The sequence below is a fragment of the Bacteroides sp. AM41-16 genome, assembly GCF_003603495.1.
Classification (GTDB): Bacteria; Bacteroidota; Bacteroidia; order Bacteroidales; family Bacteroidaceae; genus Bacteroides; species Bacteroides uniformis.
The window spans coordinates 40,531-56,642 of the sequence record NZ_QTNE01000003.1; the positions used below are offsets into that span (position 1 = coordinate 40,531).

The following is a 16,112-nucleotide window of genomic DNA, read 5'->3' on the forward strand; positions in this document are numbered from 1 at the left end:
TTCATCTATTAATAGACGGATTCACTGTCCTTTATCGGCATGTAGTAGGGAACCAGATATTTGATGAATCCTTCGGCCACTTCCTTGTTGGGGAATCCCAGCCGATAGATGTTGAATTCTTCGTCATATTCCTTTATCGTGAGGTAGCCGCTTTGGTAAATCACGGCAATGGGATTATCCTTGAACGACTCCACGTCTGTCAGTGTCTCTGCAGTCACTCCTTCACTCGTAAGGTCGGGCAGACAGAAGTTGTTGTCTTTCAGCAGTTTCACAAGGTAGGTGGGGGTGCCGGTCTCGAACCAGTAGCTGCCGAACTCCAGGGAACGGAAGGTATTCAGCAGGCTGAAGGGGTTATACAGATTGGTTCCGTTCTGGCGGAAGCGGTAGCCGTCGTACCGTTCTTTCAGTCGCAGGCAGACCTCGTCGTAGGTGATACCGTAGTTTTCGGCTATCTGGTGCAGCGGTTCTTCAAAATAGGTGTGTATCTCCTTGTCGGTCATTCCGCAGAGCGTCTGGAACTGTCGGTCCATGGAGAGGTCTATCAGGTTGTTCAGGTCGCTGAACACACTGACTTTTCCGAATTTCGTCACTCCCGTCAGGAAGCCGAAACGGATATACCGGTCCTGCGTTTTCATTACGGAGTAGAAGGCTTTGAGTGTGTTGCGATATTCATTTTGCAGCTCTTCGTCACCAATGGCTTGGAGCATGGGTTTGTCGTATTCGTCCACGAGGATGACCACGCGCTGGCCGGTCTGCTCGTAGGCGCGGCGGATGATTCCCTTGAAACGCAGTTCGGGGTTGACTTCGCTGGGGACAGTTCCGTAGATGTTTTCCCACTGGCAGAGGGTATCGTTCAATACATTGATAAGGCTGTTCTTTTCATCGTATTTGCTTGTGTTCAAATCCAAATGCAGTACCGGATATTTCGTCCATTCTTTTTCAAGCTGTTCTATTTCCAGTCCCTTGAATAGTTCCTGCTGTCCGTTGAAGTAGGCTTCCAGTGTGCTGATGAGCAGACTCTTTCCGAATCTCCGTGGGCGGCTTAGGAAGTAGTAGTTACTTGTATTGACCAATTGGTGAATCAATGCAGTTTTGTCTACATAGGTGTACTCACCAAGACGGATTTTCTCAAAACTCTGTATTCCAATAGGGTACTTCATACGGCTGAATTTTTTTTGATGCGCTTTTTGCTTAATCAAAACAAATGTATGAATAAAAAATGAGGTGGCAAAGCTTTTGTCATGCTTTGTCACCTCCCTTTTCTTGGTTACCACTTCTCTTTTTTCACCTCAAAACACGGGCATTGTTTCGTCCATTCCATCGGTTCCACCTCTCCGTTGTTGTCCAGGTCGGGGCTGAGGTCGCGATGTCCCGCCACTTTTGCTTCCGGATAGTCCATCAGCAAAGCGCTGACCAGTACGCGGAGCGAGTGGCGCTGCCATTCCGTGCGTGTGTCTTTGGGATTCCCATAGTGGTCCAATCCGCCTTCGTAGGCGATTCCGATAGAGTGGGCATTGTAGCCGTGGGCGTGGGCGCCGGCCCTCTCGACCGGGCGTGTGGTCAGGATTTGTCCGTCACGGCGGATGTAGAAATGATAGCCCGTGCCATCAAATCCACGTCGGCGGTGCGCGGCTTCCAGAGCTTGCCCGGTAAAGGGACGGTCCTCGCACGTGGCGCTGCAATGTATCACAATCAAATCAATTTTTCTCATTTCTTTCTACTGTTTGCCTTTGGGGGCTGTTCGCTAAAGGGGACCACCGCTGTTCATGGCGTGTGCGCTGAATGCACCCAAAAGTGCCGAAGCTACAGCGATGATTACTTTCAGAATCTTGTCCCAGGCTGATGATTTTGTACTCATGATGTTTGATGTTTAATCCTTAATCCCTCTTTTTTATCCCAGCGGATTCTCCCCCTGGTCTCCGTCGGAACCTCCGCCATCGGGATTATTGCCGCCGGAACCTCCGCCGGTACTATCCTTGTCGGCAGTTACAAGCTCAAAGATGAGGTTGTTTGCTCCACCTTTGGTGGTGGCGTTGCTGTCGTTCACCAGCCGCAGGGTGTTGGCTACCTTGAAGCGGATATTGACGCGTTCGATGTTTTTCACGGTGCAGTCTTTGGCCAGTTCGGTGGCACGGCATTTAAAGGTGGTGTGGAAGATGCCGAAGCCGTCCAGACGGACACTGTTGCCGTCCGTCAGCGTCTGGCGCATCTGTCGTACGATGGCTTTGCCTACGTGCTCCACGTCTTCGGCCGACATGGCTCCCAGTGCTTCAATGTCTTGCGCGATACGGGCAAGGTCGAAGATTTTGGCATCTTGGGGCTTGCGTTTCAGGGTGTAGACCATGGGGGAGCTACTGTCCCCGATTTTCTTGTGGCGCTGTGTGCGCACTACTAATGCTGTTGACATGATGTTTGATGTTTAATGGTTAATGTTTCATTCCGAAAGGGGAAAGGAGGTGTCTCCGCGGCGATGGCCTCTGCTCCGTTTCGTTGATACAAAGATAGGACATGGGGCAGGGAGGAAGGGAGGTTGGGGGAGGTAGGAGGAGGTTGGGAGAGGATAAGGGAGGTTATTGTTTCTTTTGTTTTGGATTTGTGACAAATAGGAGGTATATTTGTATTCGCATAGATGTGCGTAAACTGAATAAAAAGATATGGAATATGTTGGAAAACAGTAATCAGGATATGTGCTGTTTTAGCTCGTTTTGATGAAGTGCGTGAAGTGGTGGTATATGCCAATCTTGAAAACGAGGCATTGCGTGAGCATATAGACAGAGTGGGGGTGAGGATTTATGTGAAAAGGGGGGGAACCTTCTAAGAAGGCTCCCCGAAGACATTAATCATAAGCTGCACTTGTGCGGGCGTGTACCGTCGGCAATAAGGGTTCATGCCCGTGGCAAGCAGGCGTTGTTCCAGCCCCGGGGCGGTGCGTATCCATTCGTTCAGCCGGTTGACGGCAGTCTGCTGGGCAATGCCCGGAAGGTAGTACATGGCCAGTTCGCCTTTCCCGTAACTGCGGACGGGGAAGCGAGGCTCTGCAAAGGAATCATTCTGTTTCATCATATTCTTTAAAGTTCAGGTTGTATGTTTTCTTTAATAGGGATAACACGTGATTGCACAGTTTGCACATGCTTGCACCTATTCTCTTCTTTCCGTCTTGTAAAGATACGGATTTTTACTCGAATAACCTGCCTTGTTCTTCATTATTTTTCAACCAATTCTCATTGTCGAACTGCGTGTTCACCGGTCCCAGTTGCTCTCCTTGGGGGGTGTGGATGACGTCTTCCTCGCAGGGCCAGTAGCGTCCGTTCAGGTGGTTGTAGACGAACTTGGCTTCGGTGTGGGCACTGCCCAAGTGTTTGAAACGGACCTTCTCGATGTAGATGGTGGCTATCTGCTTCGTGTCGTTGCGGTCTACCACGAGGCAGAAGTCGGACATGTTGGCGAAGTTGGCAGAGCCGTTGATGTCGTTCATCTCGACACGGCGCCGGGTGCCGTCCTTTTCGTTGCGGTTCACCTTGCGGGGGTGGGCCACGAGGATGACGAGGCACTGGTTGCGGGTGGCGAAGCGTCCCAGCTTGTTCAGCGTGTCGGTGATGTAGTCCATTTCCGTCTGCCCCGGTTCCAGACGTTGTTCCAGGCGGTTCATGGGGTCGATGACGAGGATGCGCACCCCTTTGCGGCGCACCACCTGGCGGGCTTTCTCCAGGATGTGGTCGATGCCGTAGCTCCCGTCGTCGGGCAGGATGTGCGACACGTTGCGGTCCAGCCAGCCCACTGCCTGCCCGTAGACGGCTTCCGTCATGCCCGGTCCGGGGGTGAAGCGGTGGCCGGTCAGCTTCTCCGCCAGCTTGTGCAGATGGTAGGCGATGGGCATGTTTTCGGGGCTGAAGAAGGCGATTTTCCACTCGTGGCGCAGGCAGAGGCGCAGCACCAGCTCGTCGGTGAATTCGGACTTGCCGTCGCCGGGGCGTCCGGTCATCACCAGCAGGCGGCGGGGCTCGAAGGTGCAGTGTTCGTCGAAGTTGTCCCAGCCGGTGTCGGCACCCCGCTGCAGGCCGTTCTCGTAGAGGGAGCGCAGGTCGTCGCGGCAGTCTTCGGCGGTGAAGATGCCTTCCAGGGGCACTTCTTCGGCTTGCTCGATGCAGATGCGGAGGCTTTCGGCGCCGTATTTCACCAGATGCTCGTTGGCATCCTTGCAGCCCTCGCCGAAGTGCACGATGCGGCAGCGTTCCACTCCGATGCGGCGCGTGAGTTCCTGCCGGAGCGACTGCCCTGCCGGGTCCTCGTCTACGGCGATGTAGAGGGCCTGCTTGTCTTCGAAGTGCGACTCCACGAAGCGGTCCAGCCACGTGAGGTTGCTCTGGGCGCCGGCGGGCACGGAAATGACGTCCTTGCGTCCGGCGGCGATGATGGCTGCCGCGTCGAACTCGCCTTCGGTGATGATGCACTCCGGGGTGCCGAGGATGCTGTCCACGTTGTAGGGGATGAGTTCGGCGCCCTTCACCATCATGAAGTGTTTCAGGGCGCTGCGGTACTTGGTGTTGACGAGTGTCCCGTTCTCGAAGTAGTTGAAGCAGATGCAGTTCTCCTCCTGGTTGCTTTCCGGCAGGCGCACCGTCTCTTCGGTGATGCGCAGGGTACGCAGCAGTTCCTGCGGCAGGCAGCGGACGGTGGTCCAGTAGCGTTCCAAGCTCTCGGAGAGTTGCATCCGGGCAGGGTCGAAGGTGGGGCGGCGGAAGTGCTGGGGCGGTGCGGCGGGCTTCCGGTGCATGTCGCGGCGCTGCTGCTTGAGGCGTTCTTCGGCATCGTCGGGCACGTAGAGCTTGTAGCCGCAGTGGTGGCAGTAGCACAGGCCTTTGTCCAGGTCTACGGAGAGTGACTTGTTGCCTTTGTGTCCGCGGGTGTCGTTACATTGCGGGCAGATGATCTTGATTTTGCCGCTGATGCGGCCGCGGGTATCAATGCCGTGTTGATGGAAATTTCTCATATAGGTTTGCTTTAGTAGTTTTCTGATAATTTTTTAGACGCAGATTTTAGTTTCAGGGCAGCCTGAGGGGTTGAAATGCCACACTTAGCGGGTTGAAATGCCACACTTCACGGGGGTAAATGCCACACTTGGGACGTGCTGAGGTGTGGCATTCGGAACGTTGACATGTGGCATTCGGAACGCTGACGTGTGGCATTCCGGGTGCCGGAGTGTGGCGTTTCAGCCGGGTTTCTGTTTCGGCTTTTTCGATGACGGCGGCGGGGTTTGCGACGTCCACGAACGGGTCGTTTCGTTCCAGAAGGCGGTATTGTCCGGTCGGGGTGGCGCTTCGTCGGGGATGGGGCAGCCCAGGTAGGTGCGCCGTCCGTCCACAAGCAGCTCGTAGCGGTAGGGGTCGGGAGGTGCGGCGGCGGACTGCTGCTTTTCGAGGCCCTGCAACAGCATATGCAGCTCCTGCGAGGTGCGCTGGCCGGCCCTTACGAAGTTGACGAAATATTGTCGGGTGTCTTTCATGTTCAGCAGCACATTGCCGTTGTCGTGCAGTATGACGTGCTGCCTGAATACCTCCACAGCCTCTTTGATGTGCGTCTTCAGCAAACTGCCATAGCCGCTGTGCATGCAGGCCACGTCCAGCCAGGCACTTTCTTCGGTGAGTTTGTCTATCAGCGTATGCCAGGGTTCGATGGGAGCGGGTGTTGTTTGGGGTGATGAAAGTGCACCGGCAGCAGCAGCTTCTTTTTCTTCTGTTGTTGCTGTTGTTGTTTTATTAATATCTATAGTCTTCTTATTAGTATTTGTGGCGTTTTTAGCTAAATACTTGTTGTTTAGTGTATTGCTTGACAAATCAGACTGTTTTTTGCTTTTATTCCTCGATACTTTTTGCTGTTTTTCGTCATTTTTTGCTTTGGAATCCGGCTTTTCCTGAGTAGTTTTTTCCGTTTTTTCGCCTTTTTTGTGTAGGGGATTCAACTCTTTGGGCATAAAGTATCCGTCTTCTTCCAGTTCAAAAAGGTCGTATTCCAGGATGATTTTCTTAAGGTAGCATAAGGTGATTTTCTTGCTGTCGCAGTAGGCACGGAGATAATCCAGTTGCGCGCGCGGTTCTGGCAAGATTGACAGTTTTTCGATGATAATCCAGTAGGCACCCAGTCCTCTGAGTCCTTCGTTGTCTACCAAGTGTTTCATTCTGGGGTCGAACATTGACATTAAGGAGTGTTGGAAATAAAAATTCTTTTTCATATATATTTTTTTAGAGGGGAAAAGTAGTGCGTAAAGCGGGGCTGCTTGTTGTGGCGACGGCGTTTTCCGTAGTATTTTTCTCTTTGTTTGGTGATGCAAAGGTAGGGATAATAGGATAAGCCTGCAAATGGACTTTTGTAGGCTTAATGTATGTTTGGGCGTGTCCAGAAGCTATTGTATGGGTGTTCTGGCCTTCGTCTGGGGAACTGAAGCCTACAATGGAGAAATATGTGTTTTTTTATAGAAAGTAGCCGGTGGAGCTCGCTCTTTAGGCGGCCTTCTACTTGTTACATTCGTAAACATTTGACTCACAGTGGCTATTACTCTCCGGACTTTGTTTTGTGCATACGTGTCATCTGCCTTATGTGGGCCAGACTGCGCAGTTCGCTTTGGGAGAAAGACGATTTTCCTTCCAACAAGCCGCCAATTGCCTCTGCAATGATTTCTAACTGATCCAATAATGGATTTCTACTGTGTGCAGTATTCTTTTCGATGCTTACTGCGTTTTGACCTCCGCTTTGGAGGGTCAAGGTTGTTTTTTTATGTTCATTATTAGTTAAAAAATATCTTGGCAAAGATACTTAATTATTGGTATTCTACCATTTACTATACGAAAAAGAAAAGTGCACGAAAAAAATGGGGGAGAATTTGTAAAACATCTATAAATCATTAACTTTGTACATGATTATTTAAATCAAATGGAAAAAAATATTTTGCAATCAAGAGTTATAGATGTACTGCGGTTTCCTATGATTGTTGGAGTCGTTCTGTGGCATTCTTTTTTTGAAGGTATTATGGGATTGGATATTCCGGATTCAGGGATACCGATATATCATACTACTTCTTTTTTTATATCACGTATTTTGGCTTCAGTGGCAGTTCCTTTATTTTTTTTTATTTCAGGGTATCTCTTTTTCTTTCGCACTGCCTTTTCTGTTGATGTCTATAAAAAGAAGCTAAAGTCAAGGATTAAAACCTTATTAATACCATATTTGTTTTGGAACTTTGTAGTACTTGTGGGACATTGGATTGTTACAGTTTTATCACCGGTACAATTGACATCAGGTGCTTATAAACAAGTGAGCGATTATACTGTTTGTGATTATCTGATTAGTTTTTGGAATATTAATGGAATGCCGGTAAATGGAGCTTTATGGTTTATACGTGATTTAATGGTCATGTTGGCCTTTTCTCCATTAGTATACTGGTGTCTTCGTTATTTTCGTTGGTATATATTGGTAGTGCTTGGTTGTATTTGGCTGGTAGGGGGAACTTTGGAGATTCCAAGAATGGATGCTGTCTTTTTCTTTTTTGTGGGAGCATGGTTTAGTATTACCGGACGTAACTTTGTTGCTGACTTTAAATCTTTTTTTCCTTGGGGAGTAGCCTTGTACTTTCTTTTTGCTATAGGTACAATTGGCGTAAGAGGAGCAGATGGATTTCTATATGTAGCCAATGCCGGCATATTATTGGGCATTGTATCGATTATAGCTTTGACTGCTTACTTTGTGGAACGGGAAAGATGGAAATCTTCTTATTTTTTGATAAGCTCTTGTTTTTTAGTGTATGCATGTCACCAGCTTCCCTTGAATATGTTCGTCCGTATTCTGTTTAAGTTTATGTCTCCCGTTTCAGATTGGCAATTTATGCTTATTTATATTGTTAGCCCTTTGGTGATTATTCTTGTTAATCTTTTGTTATACGCTTCGTTGAAAAAACTTTTTCCACATTTTACAGCCATTATTACAGGTGGAAGAGGTTGAATGAGAGCTTAATTTGTTGCGCATCCTTATCATAAAACGCCGTAGCCACGGGAATGTTTCTCCCGACTTCAGGTTGTAGTACAACGATTTGGATTCATAAATCATCTGGAACGTTTCCGTACAGAGTACCGGTTTCTTGGTTAGGCGGTTGATTTCGACAGCTTGTGTCATGGAACTTTCTACAAACAGCATGTTGTCTGTGGATGAACCGTATTCTTTGGCTTTGAAGGAGGCGTGGCAATTCGCTCGTTGGCGTGCAGCCATATCCGGCAGGTTCAGCATGACGAGCTTATTGTATTTTACATGGTTCTTCTGGAGCCAGGCTTCCGTCTCCGGACGGTATTTCTCCAAGCGTGAAGTGACCAGTGTGCCGATGGTGACTTTGGGAATGAATAGCGGAGGAGCGTTCAGCAGGAAATGACGGTACTTCTCGCCGTCGTCGTTCTCTTCCGGAGTGGGGTCTGCGCAAAGCACGCCGTCAATGTCCATACACGTTTTTTGCAGGATGGAGTGGTTCATTATGTTCCATTGGAAGAAACGGGGATAATCGACTATTTCGAAAAAATAGTCTACGGAATGGGAGTGTAGTGGGACTGCATAAATGACGCAATATTGGATGTTGTATAAATGTTCTATGTCCTTCAGGAGCTCGCGGCATTTCTTCATGGCTTTTCCCGTGGCTATGCTATCATCCACAACCAATACATTATGTATATTGTTCATGTTGAAAGTTTTCCCCCGTTCTCCGGTCTGATAGATATGCCCGTTGCGGAAAGAGTCTATGTCCGTGACCGGCAGGTTCAGGTAGAGCGCCAGCAGGTTGGCGGGAAACATGCCACTGCGGGGCACGCCGACAATGAGGTCGAAATCCCGTGGCAGAATGCTGAGATGTTGCAGGATGCAATGGTTTAGGTCGTCTATGTTACGATAGTTCATGTAGCTTTCTCCTTCAAAAAATTATCGATTATGTCGTATATTTTCTTTACACTGTGCCCCCAGCTGTGGGTCTCGGCAAAGGCTATGCGCTGTTTGGCAAGTTCTTCGTCATCGGCTTCGGTCACAGCACGGTCTATGGCCGAAAGCCATTCTTCCGGGGTGGTGGCCAGGTGCGTGTGATTTGCGAATATGTGGCGCATGGTGTGGGTACTGGTTGCGACAGTGGGTTTACCCATAGCCAGGTATTCGTCTATTTTCAATGGATAGTTACCGTCGGTAATGTCGTTCACCATTTGCGGGTTGATACAGACATCGTAGGCTGTGATGTAAGCGGGCAACTCGTCCACCTTTTTCTGCCCGGTGAAATACACATTTTTCAGGCTGTGGATGTGGTGTTGGCGAAAACCGTCGTCCTCCGGTCCGGTGAACACAAAATTGTAATCGGGACGCTGGCTTATTATTTGATAGAGCAGGTCTCCGTCAAGGCGGGTACTGTTTATCGTACCCATATATCCGATGATAGGGCGTGGAATGTCTTGCATGTCACCGGGTGTTTCGTATTTCTTGGCCGGATTGTACAGCTTTAGGTTTACGCCGGTTTCGATGGGGTAGGTATGGGGATTGTAGGCTTGCAACTCTGCGGCAAAACGGGTGGAGTTTGCCAGAACAAGGTCGGCCGAAGCAGCCAGTTCCGGTTCAAGACGGGTGCCGTGCCTGCGCCAGTAGGCTTCGCCTATGACGTAGTCGCGCCGGTAATAGATGCTAACAGACGGATGGATATACTCCTTCAGATAGCGGCTGCGGTAAATGTCTGTATCGATGAGGTGGATGTAATTTTTGAAGTCGAGCGCGGCAGCCTGCTCTACAATCCATCGGGCTATGCGGGCATTGTTTTTTCTGTTGACGATATTGAAAAGCGGTGCAGGCAGGAAGTTGGCCGAGAACAACATGAAAGGACAGTCCAGCACCCACATGTTGGCGTTGATTTGCCGGAGCGGTGAAGTCTCTCCCTTGATGACAGCCATGCGCCGGATGTAGGACGGAGATTGTCTGTTCCCTCTCAGCCGGATGGAAATGTCCATCGGAGTGTTGATGTAGAGCACTCGGTTCTGCTTTGAAATTTCCAATGCAGTATTCTTGATGGTACTACCTATTTCGATGTCCCATGTTTGCAGGCTGGTGATGATGAAGTCTCTCATGATGTTTGCCGGTTACTGGTGAATACAGTGATATATCTTTACATATTCTTCTGCAGTGTGTTTCCAGGAGAACAGTTTTACACGTTCCAGACTGTAATTTACTTGTTGCTGATAGAGTGTCGCATCATTTTCCAGGCGTAGCAAGGCATCTGCTATTTTTTGCGGTTCTTGAGGGTCGACTAAAATGGCACCTTTACCGGCTACTTCGGGCATTGCCGAAACGTTGCCCGTCACTACGGGAGTGCCGCAAGCCATAGCCTCCAGTATCGGAATCCCGAAACTTTCACGCAAGGAAGGATAGAGAAATGCAAATGCTGCATTATAAAGGGTTGCTAAATCTTTGTTGCCGATATATCCCGGATAATACAGATGTTCTTTTATCCCGGTGATTCCTTCTTGCTGAAGAAGCTGGTCGATATATTCTTCTTTTAAATCGGCAATGAGAAGGGGGCGTTTCGTTTGGGATGCTTTCAGATACAACGCGTATGCTTTCAGGGTACGTGCCGCATTCTTTTTGGGGTCTGTATTTCCAAGAAAGAAAAGAAAGTCTGGGTGCGGTATGTATTTCTGCACAATACTCTCATCGGGTGTTTCCTGCATCGTAAAGTAAGCGCTGTAGCCGTTGTAAACGGCTTTAATGACTTCTTTGGGAAGTTGCAGCGCTTCGCGTATGCGGGTACACTCGAACTGAGAAACTGTAATAATATTTCTTGCTTTCTTCAGGATGCGGGGAACAATCAGGCGACGGTAATGCCATCCCATTTCCTGATAGAAGGAAGGACTGCGATGCTGACGCGGCTCCAAATAGATAATGTCATGAAGCGTCAGCACCAAAGGGACGGGACACCATAACGGGGCTGTATTCGATGTACAATGCAGCAAGTCCGCTTTCAGTTTCCTGACGGCCTGGGGCAATGCTATCTGCTCCCACAAAGGATAAGTAGGGCAGCGAAGCTCAATGATATGGAGGTTTTCCGATTCTTCCAGGCACCAGTCCTCCCCCGGAGCAACGAATACGTAATATTCATTACCGTCTTTCCGCTTTTGCAGTTCTTTCAGTGTCTCCAGGATGACAAAGTCCATGCCATGCTTGTCTTTGCGGAAAATGCGTTGGGCTTCGATGGCGATTCTCATTTTGCTGCCTTTCTTTTCTTTTTCCGTTTAAAGATTCTTGTGATGTGGCTCATGGAAGAGGTGACTACCAATATGGGCAGAGACCAGAAAGCGCTCCGGAATTTGCGGCTGATTTCCCCTTCGGGCATGGCCATCAAAAAAGTGATGAATAAAACGGCTAAAAGTGCATACCATTTTGTAGCAAGCGGCCACTCCAGAAACGTCATTGCCACGGCACATATCGTGATATATAAGATGAGCAGGAAACGGGATGGAAGTAGCCATTGGAATAATTTTTCGCATAAATCCCACTTTCCTTGTAAGAATGCTATCGGAAATTGTTGCAATGCCAGTATGGAGCTGCGATACTGTGAGCCCAACCAGCGCTGGCGTTCTTTGCTGTACCCCGATGTATCGTCCGTCTTTTTGCAATAGCAGACTATTTCTTCCATGTATTCGGTATATATGTTTTCCTTCAGAAGTTCCATTTCTGTAGCTTTGGCCAAATCGCTTCCTGATAATCTGGGAGCGATTTCCTGGAACATCTCAAAATCAAACATCATGCCCGAACCGATGAGGGCGGAGGAGAATCCCAGTGCCGTATGTGCCTTGCGGAAGAGGTGGTTGTTGATTTCTTCGCTGGTGGCGTTTAATACGGCGATGTTGGTATTCAGGTTTTCCGTCATGCGGTGGGCTTGGATGGCATCACATCCGGAGTAGTAGGCATTGTTGAAAAGCTCTAATGCGTTAGGAACAACTTTGTTGTCTGAATTGAATATGGTGATGGCATCGTACTCATGAGGAGAATAGCGCTCCATGACCTGCTGTATGGCATATATCTTTGTGCAATGTTCTTTATCGGGCACGACAATGTTGACCGGCATCTGGAGCAGCGTAACCAAATCTTCTTCGGACAGTTGTGTGGCAGCCACTGCGATGTCGTATTTTTCTCTCGGATACGTCTGCGTGTCAAGGAAATGATTGATGGACTCTATCACTTCCTTGCCGTTTTTCAGCACAACAAAGAGGACCAGGAACCGATGTCGCTTGGGGGACGGTGGATAGGGATTCTTGTATTTCCGCAAGGAGGCCAATGCATAGATAAACAAGTAGGCTACGGGGATGGCCAGCAATAAGAAAAGAACCGCGTCTGTCATTTGCAAGGCATTGTTGTTCTCGTCCATCCACCAGTCGGGATTGAATATGGAAAAAATGTCGTTCATATATGTTTTCTATTTAATATTTTCTATTTCTTTTTCATTTTTTGTTGGGTCAGCAGTTGGTCGATATGCTCCCCGTTAATCAGGACTGACAAAAATAAAATGATTATAAATCCTGTAGGGAATTGAAAGAAAAAGGCATTTCCATAGGCACTTATCATTAGTCCGAAAATACCGCAAGCAATGGCCGTGAGTATTCCACGTAGCTCGTTATTCTTAATCCGAAACATGATAAGATAGCAACCTCTTAACAATGTACAGACATATATGGTAAGAAAAAGCACTAATCCTACAATGCCGGTTTCCATCCATATCTTGACATAAAAAGAATCATGGGGAATGAGTGTTGTGAGACGGGAACCATATTTTCTGGCTTCTACCCCTCCCAAACCAAGTCCTTCTCCGAAAGGTTTGTATTTTAGATATTCAGCCAATCTTTTTTGGTTTTCTTTGCGGACAATGTATGAGGCGTCTTCTGTAGGTCTGAAAGCTGTACGCATGCGTCTGATGGAAGTGTTGCTTTCACCGATATAGGTATGGGCGAAAAAGACATAAAAAAACAATCCGAAGAAGACTGTAGCTCCCATGAGCTTGATATTTTTACTGAGGAAAGTTAACAATATGATTCCTCCGATGGGGACAAACAGTGCACCGCGGGTTCCGGAAATGAACAAGGCATATATGGAACAGACGGCAATAATTGCATAATAGATTCTTATGGAACGTTCTTTTATGAAGATAGCCGAGATACCGAACAGAATGGCGGCAAAGCCCATGTTGGAACCGAAATTTCCGGCATCTGTGAAAAAGGAAAAATATCGGGTGACATCGGATAAAAGGTGTGTCTTGTACATTTCCGTTTCAATCAGCATGGTTGTTTCTGTCTCATCAAAACCTGCATATTTCTGGTAAACAGCTTTGGCTACGGCTGTCAATGTGAATATGGACAGAAAAAGCATAATGACGCGCAACCGCTTGTAGGAGGTCATTGTTAAAACGCCAATTAATGACATGACAAGGGTACTGTATATGATTCCACGGGAGTAAATCCAAGCTTCCGTGAGAGCTGTTGGATTCATGATTTCAGCCGCAGTATATATGGCCCATATGCAACCTCCGAACGTCAGAATGTTTTTGGTGTATTTCCATGCAATCTTACCTTGTTGGTGATAGGAATATATCAGGAGCGTCACAAGCAGGGTGACGGTTGCGACATCATACCAGACACTCAACCCACTGCCCTGCGTGTATCTGTACCAGGGAATGAAAAAGTAATTGAATGTGAATAGGAAACATACACCGGCAAAAGGGTTTCTTAATGCTTGTATTGCTATTATCAGGAAGAAAGGGGAAAGGCAAACGTATGCAGTGATATCCCAAGTACTGAATAATATGCTATAGATGAGTGCACCCAGTCCGATGATGAACACTAATAATGTTACCGCCAAGGGAGATATGCTATGTCCTTTGATATCCGTTTGCATTTATTTGACAGCTGCTGATTTTGATGTTAAACCTAATTGTGCCAACCGGCTGAAGAAGCTGTGAACCGGGGTGTGAGGAGGCAATTCTCCGGTGAAGCTTTCAACCACTTCGCGGTCTGCATTGTTGAGATACATAAATAGAGGAGTTCCTTCCAATTCTTCCTTTAACGGTTTCAACCGGGTGTCGTCATCTCTGCCCCACAATCGGGCGGCGTTGGCTATCAGCAAATTGAAATCTGCTTTTTTCAATACCGACATAGGTAGAGTTGCGGTACTGACAGCAGGATATTCCACTAAAATGATGTCCGGTATTTCTTCTGCTTCATTCAGAACCCAGAAGTCAGACAATTCTTGAGCTTGTACATATCCCTTGTTTTGGGTATCGAAATCGTGGTCATATTTTACAAGGCGCACTTTTATCCCCTCAGTTTCCCAGTAATCAATGAAATATTTGGCAAGGAATGATTTTCCTTCACGTTTCTCCATGCTGAGCAGGTTTATGACAGTAGGACGGTCCGGGTGCAGGTAGTTGTTCAATTGCCGGCAACTATAGGCAGCGGCAAGCCGGTTACAGGCCTTGAGGAATCCACGATACTTCAAGTTGCTTACACCGTTGAATGCTGCAATGACAGAGAGTCCGGTCAGGCGTTTGCTGCGGTCCGGGTCGCGGAGAGTGCGGTCTAACAATTCAATCAGCAGGAAGTAGCCGCTTATGAATATCATACTGCCGAAGAATGCGGCAAGGACGTAGATAATTCTTTTTCTGCCATTGTCTGTCAGCGGATACTCGGGGGATGCTATGACCTGCAGGTTGGCAGTTGTCATCTTGATATTCTGCAAACGGAGGTGTGCTTCGGCAAGGCCTCCTATTTGTCGGCGATAATTGTCTTCGGCAATGCCTACGGCACGTTCTTTCCGCTTGATTTGAGTGCCTACGGGTGAGAATTCCCGGTATTGGTCGATAATGTCCCGTTGGCGGTCAACCAATACTTTCACTTCAGCTTTGGCTTTCGCCTCATTGATGCATGCCGTCAGCCATTCTGTCACCATTTCTTGAATGCCTACCCCTTCCTTGGAGAAACCATACTCGTTTAAATTATCGGAGAGATGGCTTATCTTTTCTTCTGCCTTTTGCAGAGCGTCTTTTTCTCTTTGAAGTTTATCACTATTCTGCTGGCTCTGTTCTGTGGTGAATATTTCTTGCTCAAGAATACTTTGGTTCAGGGTACTAACTTTTTCCAGTTCTTGCAACAAATTAGTATTTGTGCGTATAATCTTGGCACGTATGTCCATTTTATTCTCTAACATCTGGCGTAAAGCCACTGCGCTTCCATAGTTTCGCTGCACTTCTTCCATACGGTCGTCCGTCGCATATTTGGTCAAAGCTAATGCCTTGGATTGCTCGTCGTAGTTGATGACTTGTTTTTGAACACTATAGTCTGTCAAATCATCTTCTTCTGCAGTAAGTGCTTTTTTGGCTATGCGCACTTGTTCTTCAAAATAGGCGATGGCACTGTTCGTGGCACTGAACCGGAGTTGCTCATAAGCCTTTAACAGTTCATCTTCCAATATCTTGAGGGTGTTTTGCGTAATACCGGGATCGGAGGAGGTATATACCAATTCTATCAGGTCGCTGGTACCCAGTCGTTTAATGGTGATTGTGCTTAATGCGCTATAACTGTAATAAGGGTAGGGACGGTTGAATATGGAATAGACAAAATTACTGCTGTTCTCTTTCCGGTAATTCATCAGATTATTTGTAGTTTTATCCAAAGAGGAACGGTCTACCAAAGCCAGCACTTCTTTAGGAAGGATTTGGACGAGCTGCCTATAATGTTTGGCTTGAATGTACATGTTGTCTTTCCACTCATCACCGTATACGAGGCTGGTTGCAAGCAGACGTACCGAAACCTTTGCCAAAGTGTTTTTGGACTTGCCTATATTAATGATATTGTCGAAGGTACTGTTGATATTGATAAGCTGGCTTCCGTCCAGATTGGTGCTGTTGGTTACACCTGCATATAGACTGCTGTTTACCGTATAACTGTATGGTAAAAACTGTGTAAAGTATATGACTAATGCTGTAACAAGGAGGCTTCCCCACAATAACCAATAACGGATGCGGTAAAAGAAGCTTGCCAAAAATTGTACTATATTCATAATTAGTT

14 protein-coding genes are annotated in these 16,112 nt (G+C 47.6%); 1 reads left to right on the forward strand and 13 read right to left on the reverse strand.

From position 1 onward, the window contains the following. Positions 1 to 8: 8 nt before the first annotated feature. From DW896_RS03940 to DW896_RS03970, 7 genes are all read right to left on the reverse strand, one after another. Positions 9 to 1,160, reverse strand: a complete 1,152-nt coding sequence (locus DW896_RS03940; RefSeq protein ID WP_181980672.1) for an AAA family ATPase — start codon at positions 1,158 to 1,160, stop codon at positions 9 to 11. A 107-nt stretch (positions 1,161 to 1,267) separates the two neighbouring features. Next, complete coding sequence (locus tag DW896_RS03945) at positions 1,268 to 1,711, reverse strand: N-acetylmuramoyl-L-alanine amidase (protein WP_119992896.1); 444 nt, start codon at positions 1,709 to 1,711, stop codon at positions 1,268 to 1,270. 33 nt (positions 1,712 to 1,744) lie between these two features. Then, positions 1,745 to 1,858, reverse strand: a complete 114-nt coding sequence (locus tag DW896_RS21420; RefSeq protein WP_022401196.1) for a smalltalk protein — start codon at positions 1,856 to 1,858, stop codon at positions 1,745 to 1,747. Positions 1,859 to 1,891: 33 nt separating this feature from the next. Continuing rightward, positions 1,892 to 2,407, reverse strand: coding sequence for an HU family DNA-binding protein (locus DW896_RS03950; protein ID WP_022401197.1), 516 nt, complete (start codon positions 2,405 to 2,407; stop codon positions 1,892 to 1,894). A gap of 407 nt (positions 2,408 to 2,814) precedes the next feature. Further along, entirely contained in the window at positions 2,815 to 3,063 is a 249-nt protein-coding gene (locus DW896_RS03960) for a DUF4248 domain-containing protein (protein ID WP_005827481.1), read from the reverse strand. Between the two features lie 112 nt (positions 3,064 to 3,175). After that, complete coding sequence (locus DW896_RS03965) at positions 3,176 to 4,990, reverse strand: bifunctional DNA primase/helicase (protein WP_119992898.1); 1,815 nt, start codon at positions 4,988 to 4,990, stop codon at positions 3,176 to 3,178. Positions 4,991 to 5,209: 219 nt separating this feature from the next. Continuing rightward, positions 5,210 to 6,229 carry a DUF4373 domain-containing protein gene (locus DW896_RS03970; protein WP_117945591.1) on the reverse strand — a complete coding sequence of 340 codons (1,020 nt, stop codon included), beginning with the start codon at positions 6,227 to 6,229 and terminating at the stop codon, positions 5,210 to 5,212. A gap of 698 nt (positions 6,230 to 6,927) precedes the next feature. On the opposite strand from DW896_RS03970, the gene DW896_RS03985 reads away from it, so the two are divergent. Beyond that, a complete protein-coding gene (locus DW896_RS03985; RefSeq protein ID WP_057256462.1) occupies positions 6,928 to 7,992 on the forward strand; it encodes an acyltransferase in 1,065 nt (354 codons plus the stop codon). Here the strand turns inward: DW896_RS03985 and DW896_RS03990 are convergent. Genes DW896_RS03990 through DW896_RS04015 form a run of 6 tightly spaced genes read right to left on the reverse strand, consistent with a single transcriptional unit; the run spans position 7,927 to position 16,104 of the window. After that, complete coding sequence (locus tag DW896_RS03990) at positions 7,927 to 8,928, reverse strand: phosphoribosyltransferase (RefSeq protein ID WP_005827492.1); 1,002 nt, start codon at positions 8,926 to 8,928, stop codon at positions 7,927 to 7,929. The two genes, DW896_RS03985 and DW896_RS03990, sit on opposite strands and share 66 nt — an antisense overlap. After that, positions 8,925 to 10,127 carry a glycosyltransferase gene (locus DW896_RS03995; protein ID WP_057256463.1) on the reverse strand — a complete coding sequence of 401 codons (1,203 nt, stop codon included), beginning with the start codon at positions 10,125 to 10,127 and terminating at the stop codon, positions 8,925 to 8,927. The genes DW896_RS03990 and DW896_RS03995 overlap by 4 nt, the downstream gene beginning before the upstream one ends. Positions 10,128 to 10,139: 12 nt before the next feature. Continuing rightward, complete coding sequence (locus DW896_RS04000; protein WP_005827496.1) at positions 10,140 to 11,261, reverse strand: glycosyltransferase family 1 protein; 1,122 nt, start codon at positions 11,259 to 11,261, stop codon at positions 10,140 to 10,142. Beyond that, a complete protein-coding gene (locus DW896_RS04005) occupies positions 11,258 to 12,463 on the reverse strand; it encodes a glycosyltransferase family 2 protein (protein WP_005827498.1) in 1,206 nt (401 codons plus the stop codon). The genes DW896_RS04000 and DW896_RS04005 overlap by 4 nt, the downstream gene beginning before the upstream one ends. A 23-nt stretch (positions 12,464 to 12,486) precedes the next feature. Continuing rightward, positions 12,487 to 13,944, reverse strand: a complete 1,458-nt coding sequence (locus tag DW896_RS04010; RefSeq protein WP_005827499.1) for an O-antigen ligase — start codon at positions 13,942 to 13,944, stop codon at positions 12,487 to 12,489. Further along, positions 13,945 to 16,104 (reverse strand): hypothetical protein, encoded by a 2,160-nt coding sequence (locus tag DW896_RS04015; RefSeq protein ID WP_005827501.1) that lies wholly within the window; start codon positions 16,102 to 16,104, stop codon positions 13,945 to 13,947. Positions 16,105 to 16,112 lie beyond the last annotated feature (8 nt).

Excerpts from the sequence above, each read along its gene's own strand:
- DW896_RS03940 (WP_181980672.1), bottom strand. The coding sequence starts at position 1,160 with ATGAAGTACCCTATTGGAATACAGAGTTTTGAGAAAATCCGTCTTGGT.
- DW896_RS03945 (WP_119992896.1), bottom strand. The coding sequence starts at position 1,711 with ATGAGAAAAATTGATTTGATTGTGATACATTGCAGCGCCACGTGCGAG.
- DW896_RS21420 (WP_022401196.1), bottom strand. The coding sequence starts at position 1,858 with ATGAGTACAAAATCATCAGCCTGGGACAAGATTCTGAAAGTAATCATC.
- DW896_RS03950 (WP_022401197.1), bottom strand. The coding sequence starts at position 2,407 with ATGTCAACAGCATTAGTAGTGCGCACACAGCGCCACAAGAAAATCGGG.
- DW896_RS03960 (WP_005827481.1), bottom strand. The coding sequence starts at position 3,063 with ATGATGAAACAGAATGATTCCTTTGCAGAGCCTCGCTTCCCCGTCCGC.
- DW896_RS03965 (WP_119992898.1), bottom strand. The coding sequence starts at position 4,990 with ATGAGAAATTTCCATCAACACGGCATTGATACCCGCGGCCGCATCAGC.
- DW896_RS03970 (WP_117945591.1), bottom strand. The coding sequence starts at position 6,229 with ATGAAAAAGAATTTTTATTTCCAACACTCCTTAATGTCAATGTTCGAC.
- DW896_RS03985 (WP_057256462.1), top strand. The coding sequence starts at position 6,928 with ATGGAAAAAAATATTTTGCAATCAAGAGTTATAGATGTACTGCGGTTT.
- DW896_RS03990 (WP_005827492.1), bottom strand. The coding sequence starts at position 8,928 with ATGAACTATCGTAACATAGACGACCTAAACCATTGCATCCTGCAACAT.
- DW896_RS03995 (WP_057256463.1), bottom strand. The coding sequence starts at position 10,127 with ATGAGAGACTTCATCATCACCAGCCTGCAAACATGGGACATCGAAATA.
- DW896_RS04000 (WP_005827496.1), bottom strand. The coding sequence starts at position 11,261 with ATGAGAATCGCCATCGAAGCCCAACGCATTTTCCGCAAAGACAAGCAT.
- DW896_RS04005 (WP_005827498.1), bottom strand. The coding sequence starts at position 12,463 with ATGAACGACATTTTTTCCATATTCAATCCCGACTGGTGGATGGACGAG.
- DW896_RS04010 (WP_005827499.1), bottom strand. The coding sequence starts at position 13,944 with ATGCAAACGGATATCAAAGGACATAGCATATCTCCCTTGGCGGTAACA.
- DW896_RS04015 (WP_005827501.1), bottom strand. The coding sequence starts at position 16,104 with ATGAATATAGTACAATTTTTGGCAAGCTTCTTTTACCGCATCCGTTAT.